Below are 12,644 nucleotides of genomic sequence, written 5' to 3'. Positions count from 1 at the left end.
TTCCTCCAATCTCAGCGGTTGCTGCCTTTCCATTAACAACCTCTTGAACTTTTCAAGAAGCCTAATCTCTTTTTCTAGGTCAGCTACCATCTGTCGCTTTAGCTCCAAAAATTTTTGAATGTTGGCAAGTGACAACGTGCTGTATGGATGCTTACTCATTTTCACCAACCTTTTACTGGAAAATGCTCATTCAGGAAATCCCGTAGCGCTTCAATTCGATCTAGGCCGACGATTGTGAATGCTTTTGGTGGTAAATATGCTCCCTCGTCTATCCCGCCATCTTCAAAGAATTTCAGAACGCGCTGGCCGTCTGTAAGCACCGTCTGCATCGTATCAAGAGCCAGTGACTTTACATCTTTTCTCAACTTGTTCACCTCCTTTCAGGTATTCAAGAGTCCAGCAGCTTCCATGTCGCGCTCCAACTCGGACATTTCCTTGTGAAGCCAACGCCGACCGTCATCACTGACCTGACCGTAGAGATAGATTTCCAGCAGACGCAGGTAGTGATCGTGTGCCGCTTGATGTTCGGCTGTTAGTTGCGGCATTTTCCCGTCACCTCCCTTCCGGAAAGAAATACTCGTCGATCAGCCTCCGCTTCTTCGATTTCGAAGGCTATGCTGATTCCAAGAACGTTACAGACACGCTCTAACGGCTCTTCGTGCCACCTTCTGCGCCCGGCTAATAGATCGTAAATGTACTGATAACTGTACCCGGTCAGTCTCGATAAATCGGATTTAGTCACATCTTTGGCTTTCATTGCTGCCTGAACTGCTTCAATGACTTTTCTTTTCAGGCTTTTTGGCTTGTTTTTACTTTGACAATTGTTTGCCTCTTCAATTCCTTCTGACGGAATAATGCTGCTATTGAAGAAGGCGACATATTCAGCGTCACCCTTCATGATGCTCACCATGATTTGGCAATCGGTGACATACTTGGCGAATGAATGACTCTCTAGGTCAAACGAAAATTCAGCTTCGCCAAGGATGATAATTAGCGTTTCCGGCCCATAGGTGCTTTCGAGGTAATCAATATCAATCTCTCCTTGCGCGATCCCAATGAGCTGGTCTGCTGACTCTCCGACATTTAACTCCAAACTGCATTTCGCCCTGTATTTCTTTATTAAATGGAACAAGCGGTAAGCTTCTTCAAAAGAACACTCGATCATTTGGATGACTGACATGGTTTGTTTCTCCTTTCAAATCCCTTCGGAATTCAGCAGAAGTCTGAACGTTTCTTTACCTTGCGGTGTGATTAAGGTTTGCGTCCCTACCCAGCTTCCGTTTCTGGACTTTTTGTCTTTGACTTCAAATAGTTTCGGTACATGTTGTGCATATGGTTGTAGCTTGCCTTTTTGGTCTCGATAGACATATTTCTTATCAAGCAGCCACGCAATGAATTTGCTCTCTTTGATCTTTAATTCTTTTGCGGTTTCCCTAAAGCCGGTTAGCAGATTCCTATCTACCAAGGCGTCAAAGTAATCGACCTTGGGTTGCATAATGGCAATCTTTTCGTTTTGCTTGCGGACTGTTTCGAGCGTGGCTTTGAAAAGCAGTTTGGTCGGTTCATCCGCGTGTGGCAGATAGGTCTGGACGAACAAATCCTCGTTTGCAACATATCCACCAGTTTTGCGAATCAACGGCAGTACTTCACTCGTTACCCATCGTTTGAATTCTTTAGCCTTAGTTTGAATCTCTGGATTGTTGCCTTGCTTGGCAGCGCCGAAGATCAAGCTGTAAAGTCCAGATTCATTAATGAATTTCTTTTGTTGTGTCCTTCCTAGTCTGTCGATGACTCCATGGACGGCGGAGTCATCTTCATCAACATGATTTGCCACGGCATCTTGCGGTTTATTAAAACCCAATGCCAGAGCTGCATCCGCAGCGCCAAACCATTCAACGCCATTCACCACTAATACCGGGAGATCACCGAAGGCTGAATGATTGAAAATTTTTGGCTTTTCCATTCATAGGTCACCATCCTTTCAAATTCAGGTATATTCCTTTGGTCTTTCATGTAAACTATGTGCAACATCATCTGCAAAAAAAATTTCTCTGGGGTCTCTGTTAAAAGCATTTGCTATTCTTATGCCGATCTCAATCGATGTACTTGCTCCGTTCTCGATCGCAGAGATAGTCGCCCTGGACACTCCAACTCGTTCTGCTAATTGATCTTGCGTCCAGTCAAACTCTTGGCTGCGTCTTAAAAATTTTACGATGTTTTTCACTTTGTATAATCACCTCGCTTTTCGTTGCACATTGTTTACACTAAGTGTAGGCTTGTCCCTAGACTAAGTCAATTCTGTGCAACAAAATTTTTGTGTGTTATAATTTACTTTTTGTCAATTATGTCTTACAATACTTGTTGACTATAGTTTACGAAATGAAGGAGAGTTTAACGTGCAAAATAAACTTGGAGAATATCTGAGGGAATTAAGAGGTAATCGTTCACTTCGAGAAATAGCGGAATTGACAGGTTTAAGCCACACATATATAGCTGATGTTGAAAATGGATACAGAAGAGGAACAAACAAACCTATTAAACCATCACCTGAGACTCTAAGAAAATTAGCAAGAGCCTTGAAAGTTAATTATGGTGAGTTCTTGGACAAAGCAGGGTACTTAGAGGGCTTCACTGATGAAGAAAAACGCCAAATTATTGATAACTCTCAACTGATGTTTAATTTGGACAGCGCAATCGAATTCTTCATAGACATATTTAAAAAAGACTATCCATTTGCTGACAATCTAGATAGAGACTTATTTGTTGCAATTGAGAATGTATCTAAAAAGTCAGGTGCTAAAGTTAAAATAAAGATCAGTGTCACAGACAGCAGAGAAAATAATTACAAAAAAATATATGATACAGTTTGCTCGGTAGAAAAAGTTCAAATTAAAGTCGCTTTACTCGAAGCACTGAAAGAAATTGCCAAGAAATATCATCTTTGGAGTGATCCAAAGCAATCTTTGTTTATAAAAGAAAACCCCGACCCATTTACAAATGAGAAGGAGTTTCTTTCCGAAATTGATTTATCTGATGAGGAGTTGATGCAGCGGTATAAGGTTATGGTTGATGGCCGAGAATTGACGGAGAAGGAATGGAAGAAGTTGCTGGCTTTTCTGCGTATGGAACGGGATCTTGATTAATTCCTATTTTTTTGCGCAGATTTACTCCTAGCAACGTAGACAGCTTGTCTAAATCAACTACTTTTCGTTCGATGCCAACCACCCGCCTTGACTTATGTAAGATTTCTCCATGTTAATATCAAGCTAAATTATAACACAAATTCGCGAACGTTTGTTTCCATTCTTACAAAAAAGAACAATTGTTTTTAACATGATCAAATATTCTATTATTTTCATGCAAAAGAAACTATGATATGATGCATCCGATGTCACCACCCTTTTTGAAAATTTAAGAGGATGAGAACCTATGGCGCTTTTCACCCGTGGGAAGTGCCTATTGAAACCACTGCTGGATCGCGTCGGCATTAGTCAGGCTGAATTGGCCCGAAGGACAGGTATCTCTGAGCGAATGATCTCGTACTACGTTAAGGACCAGAAACCTATGTCCGTTGATGCTATGTACACCATTTCGCGTGTTCTTAACTGCCGAATGGAAGACCTCTATCAGTGGGTTAAGTCTCGATAGGCGCTGCAGAGAAATTTGCTCTGCACTCCCTTGTGGTAAATCTGAAGCTATAGGTTCAGATATGGATAGTAATTCCATTGTAATCCTTTCCAATAAAAAAATACATTGGTAAATTCAACCATATTAAACAAATTGGGCTCCAAGTCTCTTGACAGGAGCCTTTACATTTGCCAAAAGTCATCTTGCTTTACAGTTGGATCGACCTTCCGAAGCGCGTTCAAAACCTTCTTCATCGTCCTCCCGTTTGGAATCCGATCGTCTTTGTTTGTCAAGTCGCTGATCGTATTTTCGCTTACCTTTGATTCTTTCGCGAGCCAGGCCTGAGAAATTCCTCTTTTGTCGAGCCACTTCCCGAGTTTTGTCCTTTTCTTGCCTAACCCAAACATCAATAATCACCTCAAATACAGCCATGTCCAAATATCCAAAAAAATATACATGATCCTCCAAATGAATTTGGAATATTGTACAATCCCTGCTGCATCAATTTGAAACACGTGCAGCTACACGGGTATTGCCAGACTTTTTACCCTGGTTACGACACTGGTTTCTGACCGTGTAAGCCAACACGTGTATTCAAGCTCCGAGCGCCTGATCTTATGGGAAAATGCTCTTTTGTTCAAGCGAACGGAAGTGAGCGCCGAGGGGTTGGGGGCGCGGGGGAAGGGGTGAAAGTATGTTAGATGCGGTGTTGGCATCTCTTTTTGGCGGAAAATTTGTTGGCTTGGCAACCTACAAACTTGGACCTCCATTGATAACGATCGGCAAATACGCTGCAGCTGGATATGGCTTTTGGGCCTGTATGCAGGCTCCGCGAATGATAAGCAGCCGCTACGACATGCGGTATCGTATGATCCAGGCTTTTAAAGCAGGTGGTATCTACAACGTCCATAAACGGCGTGACTACGGTGACGGCCAGATCAAGGAGGTACGTGAGTACCCATGGATCGAGCGGATCAGTCGGACGACTTCGGCGCTGACAATCAGCTTTCGATTACCACCCGGGTACTCCCCAGAATCACTCAAGCAGCGCGAATATGTATTTCGTCAGGAGTTCGGCCAGTTTGCAAAGCTGGTGATTGGCGACGTGGTTCATCAGGTGGTAGTTGCCACTCCGCTGCCGTCGATGGTCCCGTACTCGTATCCTTTGGTGCAGAGGGTTTTTGATAAGGTTGGTGGGCTGCCGGTTTTCACTGGTATTACCGAGTCCGGCCAACCGATCACCTACGACATGAGACGGAATCCTCACCTTGGGATTGTAGGCGTGACCGGCTACGGCAAATCGTCCGCGCTTCGCGTTCTCCTCTGTTCCTGGTTACAGTATTTTTCACCGGAACAGCTGCGCCTGTATCTGGGCGATCTCAAGAAAACAGAGTTTCAGCAATATCACGGCGTCTCTCACGTGGAGCAGGTCGCTATCAGCCGCATGGAGGTTGTCTCGATGCTGCAGGACGTGTGCCACCTGATGGACAGCCGCTCTATGCTACTGGGGAGAGGCGGGGCAACGAACATTGACCAGTATCAAAAACGCACCGGGAAGACACTGCCCTACATCGTAGTCTGTATCGATGAGGTAGCTTTGCTGGCAAAAGAAAAAGCCGCGCATGAATACCTGGAGGAGATTGGCGCGATCGGCCGGGCGCTGGGTGTATTCCTGATTTTGAGCCAGCAGCGTGTGGATAGCGAAATCCTTGGCGGCCGGCTGAAAAACAACCTGACCGTCCGGGTGGCATACCGGATGAGCGATGCACTGAACAGTCGTATGTTTTTAGACAGCGATTCTGCGGCACAGCTCTCCGTTCCTGGGAGAGCAATCGTAAAAGAACCTGATCGGGTGAGTGAGGTTCAGACGCCGTGGCTGTCCGAAGAAGAGGCCGAAAAGATCATTGATCGGTATCGTATAGCTGACAAGGATGTCGTTACAACCGACAACCATGTACAAGAGGAAGAAATCATATTCGGGGAGTTGATTTCATGAGGATGAGGTACAGAGCCATTCTGAGCGATTTGGAGCGCTTCCGCTGTTTAGCGAGGGATGATATCGCGGCAATCCACTTTCGCGGCAACAAAGTGCCCATAAAAGCTACAAACGAGGTGATGAGGCGTTTGCGTGATCGAGGCGAGGTGGAGTTGGTGACGACTACAACACCGTATGTTTACGCAGTGAAGCCATCTCCCCTACGCAAAGACTCACAGAAGGTGCCGCACTATCTAGCCATTGCCGGTGTGTATCGTGAGATGTTGCGGATCGGCCCGCCGCGTATCTTCCAGGTGGAGCCGAAATACGGAAAAGGTTTGCCGGAGCCGGACATATTCACCATTTGGGCAGGTCGAGCGTTCTGGATCGAGGTGCAGCGGAATGTTTTCTCTGCGCAGGTCTGGCAGGGGAAGTTTCAGAGGTATATTAACTTTTTTCGTAATGGCCGATGGCGGGAAGAAAGTTGGCAGCCAAAGGATAAGAAGGTGTTTCCTTATGTTTTGATACTGTCAAGCAACCGAGTTTTTGTGCCGAATGATCTGTTATTCCCAGTATTACAGGGCAAATCTATTTCAGAACTTTTTACAGAAAGCAAAATCCATAAAACTAGTTGAAGTTTTCTGTCTGTTCATTTATGGTAATAAAGAACTATATTTTACAGGGGGAATTATCCATGGAAAAAGGAGCCAAGAAACCGCTTTGGAAGAAGTGGTGGTTCTGGCTGATTGTTGTCATAGTGATTGCAGCTATCGGCAGCAATGGTGCCAAAGATGACGCAAAGCTAGCATCTACGACGCAGAATCAACAACTATCACAGCCAGAAGCACAGCCGCAACAACAGAAGCAAGCACAGCAAACAGAACAACAACAGCAAGATACCCAACAAGAACAAAAAGCTGAAGAATTTAAGGTTGGTGATGTCGTTCAAATGGGTGACTATAAGCTCGCTGTTGATGAGGTCAAGAAATCAGCTGGTAGCGATTTCGATAAACCAAAAGATGGAATGGAGTATGTTATTGTAAAAGTTACAATTGAAAACGGTGGATCGAAAAATATCAGTTATAACCCTTTCGACTTCAAAATGTCTAATAGTCAAGGACAAATCACCAGCCAAGCATTCACAACCGTTGATAATAATACGTCCCTACAATCTGGTGAATTGGCCCCTGGTGGAAAGGTGTCTGGTACTATCGCGTTTGAACAACCAAAAGATGACCAGCAACTACAATTACAGTACAAACCTAGTTTATGGTCAGACAAAACAATCAAGATTAACCTGCAATAGTTTTTGAAAAAGACCCTCCTGGACATCTCCGCGGAGGGTTTCCGATTGTGTAAGAACCTTCTCAGTCAATTCGCTCCAGCGCTTTTGAACCTCAGTTTGAAGCTTGCTTTGATGAATGCGGAACATCTTTGTCTCTCCCCTGTGTTTCCATACAACAAAGTGCTCTCCCCTATCCTTTTGCTCTGCCAAAATACGTATATCGTTTTGCCGCAACCGTTTGCCGACAGCCTGCTCCATCGCCTTGATCTCTCTGGCAAAGTGCTGGAAGATGTAAAAATGAGCGGGGCCTAACTTCAGACCGCCCATCATCTGATGCACCAGGTTCCAGTCACTCCTCATATACTCCTCCGCCGTTCGCCAGCAAAGCCATTCCAGGATCAATTCTTCAACCATTTTATCACCTAAACAGGAACATTTGTTTGTATTATATTCAAAAATCATATGAGTGTGCAACAAAAAGTCCCTCTGACAGGGTTGTCGGAGGGACTTAACTACCTTGGGAATAAAGTTTCTAAAATTAGTGAACTTACCGATGGATTAAACTCTTCATAAAGGGTGTTATTGAACACGTTATTTTTATACATTTCTTCGGTTATACTCGTTCTCTTTTCTCCTACCCATATCCATCTGACCGAAATACCTAAACCTAACCCCTGTCGTTCTACAATTGTATCATCCGTTACAACCCCAATGGCTTTAATAATAAGTTCCTTCTCCGTTGTTCCTGCCATGGACTTAATGTAAATAATGTCCCCTATTTTAATCTTCTGTAACATCTTATGTAAGGCAGGGGCTTGCTCTACAGACCAGCCTATACAAGCACATTGATTTTGTAAAAATTCATCCTTCTTTTCACGGACCCCGCCATACTTTGCTCCAATTCCGTAAATCCCCATAAACTCTCCTCCTTGTACCGTTAAACACTGCATACATTAATAAATGGCATTGGCAGTAAAATTATTCGTTATTGAGAAATTTGATAGTATCTTGATCTCTTAAATGTAGAAAACCCTGGCTCAGATCTTAACACAATTTGCTAGAAATAAAAATAGCCCTCCCCCGGCAAATCCGGAAGGAGGGCGTTGTCATCATTGCCTTGGTATCCCCACAACATCGCGTAACGCGTTTGCGGCAAAGTGTGCAGCTGCTTGTACCTTTTCGTCGCTGCTGGCCAGCCAGAGCGTACCGAGGTGGCTAATGACTTTTTCTGCGGCCTGCTTGTCCACAGGATTACCAACAGGCTGGGGAGCATTGTCAAACTGTTGCAAATTGTACTGCTCAATCAACGAGATGAGCTTTTGCGGATATTGTGGATCCGTCGCATATCCGCCCTGCCAGATAGCATTGCACGCTGTTTTGTAGTCTACTCCGAGTACTCCATGGTATCGGGTAGGCTTGTCTCGGGTGCCGTTCAGGATCAGTGCCGAGTGATCAGCTATAGACTCTCCCCAATTGTTATATTTACGGAAATTGGCGTTGACGGTAATCCACTGGCCGCCTGAGTATTCTTTCGTCGGCATGGAGACGTTGCCAGCCGGGCCGGTACCTTTAATTCCAAACAGGTTATTTGCTTTGACGGTTAGTCCGCTTTTTCCCCAGCTACTTTCAAGGATTGCTTGGGCGATCGTCAAGGACGCAGGTATGCGGGTCTTTTTCATGTCTTCCACGGCAGCCGAGGCAATTTTGGTTATGAATTCTTGTTGGGTCATTTCTGCTCACCATCCAAATATTTCTCTTTTTCTTGCCGCCGCTTGATAGCTCTTGCCAGTTTGTGTTCGATCTCATCCGAAACGGCATTCATCGCCCATTCCGGCACCCACTTTTCCCAGCCTGCGCGAATAACGTTGGCCGTCATGCTTTTCCATATGTGTAGTCCGAAAGCCGCGATCAAGAAGCCAAAGGCGATTCCTGGTGTTCCGATGACGTTGTCTATCAAATGCCCTATGGCTGGCATAAAAAGCAAGAACGCAGCCCTATACGCCCCATTAATACCGTATTCTGACGCATACGAGCCGTCGATTTTGGACGCCCTGTATCCGGCCACCCAATCCATCGCAATCAAAGAGACATATAGGGCTATTGCCAAGTATCTGACAGAGCCTTCCCCATACAAAAATTCAAAAGCTGAAATCAAAAAAGCGCCTATAGTGCCTGTAACAGCAGGTTCTTTCATGCTCATCTTCCTCCTTGCCCACCAGGGCAATAAAAATAGCCCCGCTAAGTACGAGGCGGACTCACGGTCTTGATGAAAGGGAGCCGCGTCTGCAGCTCCCCATGAAAAAACGCCCTTCCTCGGTTGAGAAAAGGCGTTTACGCTGCTTCCTGAGCGGCCAGGTATTCGGCAACTGGGATGCGGTATGCTTCCGGCACTACCTTTTCACCTGCGGCGCCGGTCGGCTCGATCACCCACCCGCCGGATTTAACCAGTACCGCGTAAACCGGAATCATGTACGGCTTTACCATTATGCACCACCTCCTTTCAATGCCTGTACGTCAGCTTCCAGTGCTGTCAGCCGTTCGGTCAACTCTGCTATTTCCATGTCCTTATAAGCAAGCGCCTCGAAAAGCATCTGCAATTCGGGACTCAAACTTTCGAGGTGCCCCGGTGTCTCCACCTCTTCTCCAAAGGTTCCGTCAGGATTCCGTTTTTTGTACTTCACTCAATCACCCCCACCAGTTTCACCGCAGATTCACTCGCCTCGGGATTCGCCCGGGTGAACGTCTGCTTGAATACAATGTCCGCTTTTGGATCAACTACGCTTCCAATCAACTCGTCCTCGGCGATTCCATACGCGAGATCGACAGAGGACTTGGCCATCGTCATGTACTGTTCGGATTGTCCAGCGTCTACAAACGAGGCAGCCCCGTCCACGGACAAGTCGCCTATCTCCCGCTGCATCCAGGCCAGAATTTCCTTCGCAGCTCCAAGTGGCGGAGTCACTTTGTACCGAGCAACTCCTTTGTCCAGCGGTGTTTTGGTGATAGCGTTGTTTACGTTGAAGGTCTTAACGGTAGAGGATCCAAACTGGTCCGTCGCTGTGATCGTTATTGTGTTGCCCCCCTCCTGCAAGGCGCTCACCGGAAACGAGAACGACCAGTTGCCACCTGAAACTCCACTCAGTAACGTCTGTGGCGCTCCGTTATTCGCCTTTCCCGTCACGGTTACAGTGTTGCCGTCTGGATCCGAAACTGTCCCAGAGATCGTAATCAAATCAGGTGGGATCAAACCTGACTGGACAGGCGTGAAGGCGTCTACAGTAATAGCCGGCGGCTTGTTGTGACTCACCCGAAACTTCCTTGTGATCTCGTCCGACTTTCCGCCTTGGTCGTCTTCGGCCCATACGGTGAGGGTGTGGTCGACACCCTCTGCCAGATCGACGCCGGCAACGTCCGTGCTGCCGTCCCAAATCCGTTTGTTTGAGTACGTCAGATTCCGAGCAAAAGAAAGAGGGCTGCTGCCATCCGATACGCCGGAGGCGATAGCCCTCGCTGTGCCGTTATTGATTTTGTATTTAACTGTGACCACATTGCCAGCGTCCGATTCCGCAGCCGTCCCCGCGACCGGCAGCGTGTTGCCTTCCGCCAATGTTTGATTGTTTGCAGGGCTGGTCAGAGTTACAGATGGGGCAGAATTCAGAACCTCAAGGACGGGGCGCCACCCGAAGCCGAGGGGGCGAGCCGACGAAGGGCAGCTGACCACCGGCGCGGGCCGAGAGGGAGCCGCGAACAGCGCGGCGGGCGCTGTTGCCTGTATAGACTTCCTGCGCCCANGGGCTGGTCAGAGTTACAGATGGGGCAGAATTCAGAACCTCAAGGACGGGGCGCCACCCGAAGCCGAGGGGGCGAGCCGACGAAGGGCAGCTGACCACCGGCGCGGGCCGAGAGGGAGCCGCGAACAGCGCGGCGGGCGCTGTTGCCTGTATAGACTTCCTGCGCCCACGAATACATGTAAAACCAGTTCCAGTATTGATTGTGGGCGCTGTTGAAGTCTGTTGAGTTTTGCGTACTATCGAGATCGGATGCAACCGGGGACGGCAGACCGCTAAAGCCACCCTCATTGACAATAATACGATCCCATTCGTTTGTTGTTGGACTCCCGCCAGAATATACATCTGTACCGCTGCGATAGTTAGAACCCCCGGTGAGCAATCGCAATTTATACTGCTGCCCATCAATTGTGATTGTTTTCCCAGTGACTAAACCTTGTGCGTTGAGATCATCCCACGATACATAGGCGAGTAAAACGCGATCGGATATCAGGAGTTTCTTTGATCCATCGTTTACTTCTCTCCATTGGATTTTGTATGCATCGTTAGCGTCCGTATCTCTGATCTCAATCGTTTGACCAGCAGAAAAACTCGGGATGTCGCCAACGCTTGGTGCTCCCGGTGGTGTTAAGTCACTGCGCCAAGGTTTTGTCGGTCTTGCTTGCTTTGTTCCGGCCAAATAAAACGTACCAAGTTTAATCAAGTCACCGTTCGCCAAATTTCATCTCTCCTTCCACTTTGATATAGGGATACCTTTCAAATATCTTCTTCGCGAGGTTGTAGCTATTGCTATGCCTTGCATGTCCAAGCCAAGAATTAACGGCTTGTTGTACGTCTTGTTTACTAATAAGCCTTGCTTTCAATTTGCGATCCATCGCCTTGATGCGGCGTTTCATCGCTCGTTTGGACTGATCGCGCACTTTTCGATGCGTTGTCCAAATCTTAAAGCCATAAGCGTTCACGCCATTTTTGAGTGGGAATATCTGTGATTTTTTCTCGTTTTCCCGAAGGTTCAAGCGCTCCCGGAGAAAGTGGATGATCTGGCTTTTCAGCGCTTGCGCCTTTTCTTTTGTCGGGACGATCGCGATCATGTCATCCATATAGCGGACATACCACTTCACACCAAGGAAACGCTTGACGTACTGGTCGACCTCATTGAGGTAGATGTTTGCGAAGTCTTGGCTGGTGACATTGCCGAGAGGTATACCAGTTTTCCCCTCTGGCGAGCTGTCTATGATCATGTCCAACAACCAGAGAGTTTTTCGACACTTGATTTTCTTGCGCAAAATGCGCTTCAGGATGTCGCGGTCGATAGAGTAAAAGAACTTAGATACGTCTATCTTGATGATCCAGCCGTCTCCATGCTTGCACTTGCACTTTCGCATATATCGCTGGACAGCATCTACAGCGCGGTGCGTCCCTCTTCCTTCGAGGCAGGCATAGCTATCCTTGATGAAAACTAGTTTATATACCTCTTTGATAACGGTGTGTACCGCAAACTGTACGATCTTATCGCGGATACGCGGCGCGGATACAATCCGTTCCTTTGGTTCGTACACCTTAAAGCGTATATACTCACCAACACGGTATTTGCCTGTTTTCAGATCGCGCCATAAATCTACAAGATTCATATCCTTGTACATGCCAAACAGGATGGAGTCTTTTCGGAATTTCCTGGCTCCTTTTTGTGTTCGCTTGTACGCTTTTTCGATGTTTGTGAAATCTATAATCTGATCATAAAGGTTTGTCATTTCGGCATCCTTTCCGGCTTGGCAAAACGACTGTTCAAGTGTTTACGCCCTTCGGGCGAAGGATTTGGACTCCCTTGAACTGATGAAGGCCGAGTTGGTAGATCCGTGAACATACCAATCCAAAGTAACAAGGCGGGGCGCCACCCGAAGCCGAGGGGGCGAGCCGACGAAGTGCAGCTGACCACCGGCGCGGGCCGAGAGGGAGCCGCGAACAGCGC

General features: G+C 47.0%; 20 protein-coding genes. 5 read left to right on the top strand and 15 right to left on the bottom strand.

Translation table 11 applies throughout. The annotated features are described in order from the left end of the window. Positions 1-161: 161 nt before the first annotated feature. The 5 genes from ACI7RC_RS26105 to ACI7RC_RS26085 are packed head-to-tail and all read right to left on the bottom strand — an operon-like array spanning position 162 to position 2,224. Positions 162-365, bottom strand: coding sequence for a hypothetical protein (locus tag ACI7RC_RS26105; protein WP_019123595.1), 204 nt, complete (start codon positions 363-365; stop codon positions 162-164). A 15-nt stretch (positions 366-380) separates the two neighbouring features. Beyond that, positions 381-545, bottom strand: coding sequence for a hypothetical protein (locus ACI7RC_RS26100; protein WP_019123594.1), 165 nt, complete (start codon positions 543-545; stop codon positions 381-383). Beyond that, positions 533-1,180: a helix-turn-helix domain-containing protein gene (locus ACI7RC_RS26095; protein ID WP_408111090.1), complete on the bottom strand. Its 648-nt coding sequence runs from the start codon at positions 1,178-1,180 to the stop codon at positions 533-535. The genes ACI7RC_RS26100 and ACI7RC_RS26095 overlap by 13 nt, the downstream gene beginning before the upstream one ends. A gap of 15 nt (positions 1,181-1,195) precedes the next feature. Beyond that, the gene (locus ACI7RC_RS26090; protein WP_408111089.1) at positions 1,196-1,963 is read right to left on the bottom strand and encodes a phage antirepressor KilAC domain-containing protein; all 768 of its coding nucleotides are present in this window, start codon (positions 1,961-1,963) and stop codon (positions 1,196-1,198) included. A 24-nt stretch (positions 1,964-1,987) separates the two neighbouring features. Further along, positions 1,988-2,224 carry a helix-turn-helix transcriptional regulator gene (locus tag ACI7RC_RS26085; protein ID WP_408111088.1) on the bottom strand — a complete coding sequence of 79 codons (237 nt, stop codon included), beginning with the start codon at positions 2,222-2,224 and terminating at the stop codon, positions 1,988-1,990. Positions 2,225-2,396: 172 nt separating this feature from the next. On the opposite strand from ACI7RC_RS26085, the gene ACI7RC_RS26080 reads away from it, so the two are divergent. Together ACI7RC_RS26080 and ACI7RC_RS26075 are read left to right on the top strand one after the other, a co-directional pair. Next, on the top strand, positions 2,397-3,143 hold the full coding sequence (locus tag ACI7RC_RS26080; protein WP_408111087.1) for a helix-turn-helix domain-containing protein: 747 nt from the start codon (positions 2,397-2,399) through the stop codon (positions 3,141-3,143). A gap of 286 nt (positions 3,144-3,429) precedes the next feature. Continuing rightward, positions 3,430-3,648 (top strand): helix-turn-helix domain-containing protein, encoded by a 219-nt coding sequence (locus ACI7RC_RS26075; protein WP_408111086.1) that lies wholly within the window; start codon positions 3,430-3,432, stop codon positions 3,646-3,648. Positions 3,649-3,809: 161 nt separating this feature from the next. On the opposite strand, the gene ACI7RC_RS26070 is transcribed toward ACI7RC_RS26075, so the two are convergent. Next, complete coding sequence (locus tag ACI7RC_RS26070) at positions 3,810-4,034, bottom strand: helix-turn-helix domain-containing protein (protein ID WP_019123587.1); 225 nt, start codon at positions 4,032-4,034, stop codon at positions 3,810-3,812. Positions 4,035-4,462: 428 nt separating this feature from the next. On the opposite strand from ACI7RC_RS26070, the gene ACI7RC_RS26065 reads away from it, so the two are divergent. Genes ACI7RC_RS26065 through ACI7RC_RS26055 form a run of 3 tightly spaced genes read left to right on the top strand, consistent with a single transcriptional unit; the run spans position 4,463 to position 6,908 of the window. Beyond that, positions 4,463-5,623, top strand: coding sequence for an FtsK/SpoIIIE domain-containing protein (locus ACI7RC_RS26065; protein ID WP_408111085.1), 1,161 nt, complete (start codon positions 4,463-4,465; stop codon positions 5,621-5,623). Continuing rightward, on the top strand, positions 5,620-6,237 hold the full coding sequence (locus tag ACI7RC_RS26060) for a replication-relaxation family protein (RefSeq protein ID WP_408111084.1): 618 nt from the start codon (positions 5,620-5,622) through the stop codon (positions 6,235-6,237). The genes ACI7RC_RS26065 and ACI7RC_RS26060 overlap by 4 nt, the downstream gene beginning before the upstream one ends. Positions 6,238-6,296: 59 nt before the next feature. Further along, positions 6,297-6,908, top strand: coding sequence for a DUF4352 domain-containing protein (locus tag ACI7RC_RS26055; RefSeq protein ID WP_408111083.1), 612 nt, complete (start codon positions 6,297-6,299; stop codon positions 6,906-6,908). Here the strand turns inward: ACI7RC_RS26055 and ACI7RC_RS26050 are convergent. The 9 genes from ACI7RC_RS26050 to ACI7RC_RS26010 form a co-directional block, all read right to left on the bottom strand. Continuing rightward, positions 6,876-7,361, bottom strand: coding sequence for a YhjD family protein (locus ACI7RC_RS26050; protein ID WP_408111082.1), 486 nt, complete (start codon positions 7,359-7,361; stop codon positions 6,876-6,878). The genes ACI7RC_RS26055 and ACI7RC_RS26050 overlap by 33 nt on opposite strands. A 38-nt stretch (positions 7,362-7,399) precedes the next feature. Then, complete coding sequence (locus ACI7RC_RS26045) at positions 7,400-7,804, bottom strand: hypothetical protein (RefSeq protein ID WP_408111081.1); 405 nt, start codon at positions 7,802-7,804, stop codon at positions 7,400-7,402. 192 nt (positions 7,805-7,996) lie between these two features. Further along, on the bottom strand, positions 7,997-8,617 hold the full coding sequence (locus tag ACI7RC_RS26040; protein WP_408111080.1) for a glycoside hydrolase family 73 protein: 621 nt from the start codon (positions 8,615-8,617) through the stop codon (positions 7,997-7,999). After that, complete coding sequence (locus ACI7RC_RS26035; protein WP_408111079.1) at positions 8,614-9,081, bottom strand: phage holin family protein; 468 nt, start codon at positions 9,079-9,081, stop codon at positions 8,614-8,616. Before ACI7RC_RS26035 ends, ACI7RC_RS26040 begins: the two co-directional genes overlap by 4 nt. Positions 9,082-9,218: 137 nt before the next feature. Next, positions 9,219-9,371, bottom strand: a complete 153-nt coding sequence (locus tag ACI7RC_RS26030) for a CD1375 family protein (protein ID WP_408111078.1) — start codon at positions 9,369-9,371, stop codon at positions 9,219-9,221. After that, complete coding sequence (locus ACI7RC_RS26025) at positions 9,371-9,568, bottom strand: hypothetical protein (protein WP_408111077.1); 198 nt, start codon at positions 9,566-9,568, stop codon at positions 9,371-9,373. Before ACI7RC_RS26025 ends, ACI7RC_RS26030 begins: the two co-directional genes overlap by 1 nt. Further along, complete coding sequence (locus ACI7RC_RS26020; protein ID WP_408111076.1) at positions 9,565-10,608, bottom strand: Ig-like domain-containing protein; 1,044 nt, start codon at positions 10,606-10,608, stop codon at positions 9,565-9,567. Before ACI7RC_RS26020 ends, ACI7RC_RS26025 begins: the two co-directional genes overlap by 4 nt. A 110-nt stretch (positions 10,609-10,718) precedes the next feature. Next, on the bottom strand, positions 10,719-11,393 hold the full coding sequence (locus ACI7RC_RS26015) for a hypothetical protein (protein ID WP_408111075.1): 675 nt from the start codon (positions 11,391-11,393) through the stop codon (positions 10,719-10,721). Then, positions 11,380-12,306: a reverse transcriptase domain-containing protein gene (locus ACI7RC_RS26010; protein WP_408111074.1), complete on the bottom strand. Its 927-nt coding sequence runs from the start codon at positions 12,304-12,306 to the stop codon at positions 11,380-11,382. The genes ACI7RC_RS26015 and ACI7RC_RS26010 overlap by 14 nt, the downstream gene beginning before the upstream one ends. Between the last annotated feature and the right edge of the window lie 338 nt (positions 12,307-12,644).

The sequence above is a fragment of the Brevibacillus sp. B_LB10_24 genome (assembly GCF_046036945.1).
Lineage (GTDB): Bacteria > Bacillota > Bacilli > Brevibacillales > Brevibacillaceae > Brevibacillus_C.
This window is presented reverse-complemented; position numbering and strand designations above follow the sequence as displayed.

What these genes read in the sequence shown, in the direction of transcription:
- ACI7RC_RS26100 (WP_019123594.1), bottom strand. Translation starts at nt 545, where the DNA reads ATGCCGCAACTAACAGCCGAACATCAAGCGGCACACGATCACTACCTG.
- ACI7RC_RS26095 (WP_408111090.1), bottom strand. Translation starts at nt 1,180, where the DNA reads ATGTCAGTCATCCAAATGATCGAGTGTTCTTTTGAAGAAGCTTACCGC.
- ACI7RC_RS26090 (WP_408111089.1), bottom strand. Translation starts at nt 1,963, where the DNA reads ATGGAAAAGCCAAAAATTTTCAATCATTCAGCCTTCGGTGATCTCCCG.
- ACI7RC_RS26075 (WP_408111086.1), top strand. Translation starts at nt 3,430, where the DNA reads ATGGCGCTTTTCACCCGTGGGAAGTGCCTATTGAAACCACTGCTGGAT.
- ACI7RC_RS26070 (WP_019123587.1), bottom strand. Translation starts at nt 4,034, where the DNA reads ATGTTTGGGTTAGGCAAGAAAAGGACAAAACTCGGGAAGTGGCTCGAC.
- ACI7RC_RS26065 (WP_408111085.1), top strand. Translation starts at nt 4,463, where the DNA reads ATGATAAGCAGCCGCTACGACATGCGGTATCGTATGATCCAGGCTTTT.
- ACI7RC_RS26060 (WP_408111084.1), top strand. Translation starts at nt 5,620, where the DNA reads ATGAGGATGAGGTACAGAGCCATTCTGAGCGATTTGGAGCGCTTCCGC.
- ACI7RC_RS26055 (WP_408111083.1), top strand. Translation starts at nt 6,297, where the DNA reads ATGGAAAAAGGAGCCAAGAAACCGCTTTGGAAGAAGTGGTGGTTCTGG.
- ACI7RC_RS26045 (WP_408111081.1), bottom strand. Translation starts at nt 7,804, where the DNA reads ATGGGGATTTACGGAATTGGAGCAAAGTATGGCGGGGTCCGTGAAAAG.
- ACI7RC_RS26040 (WP_408111080.1), bottom strand. Translation starts at nt 8,617, where the DNA reads ATGACCCAACAAGAATTCATAACCAAAATTGCCTCGGCTGCCGTGGAA.
- ACI7RC_RS26035 (WP_408111079.1), bottom strand. Translation starts at nt 9,081, where the DNA reads ATGAAAGAACCTGCTGTTACAGGCACTATAGGCGCTTTTTTGATTTCA.
- ACI7RC_RS26030 (WP_408111078.1), bottom strand. Translation starts at nt 9,371, where the DNA reads ATGGTAAAGCCGTACATGATTCCGGTTTACGCGGTACTGGTTAAATCC.
- ACI7RC_RS26010 (WP_408111074.1), bottom strand. Translation starts at nt 12,306, where the DNA reads ATGAATCTTGTAGATTTATGGCGCGATCTGAAAACAGGCAAATACCGT.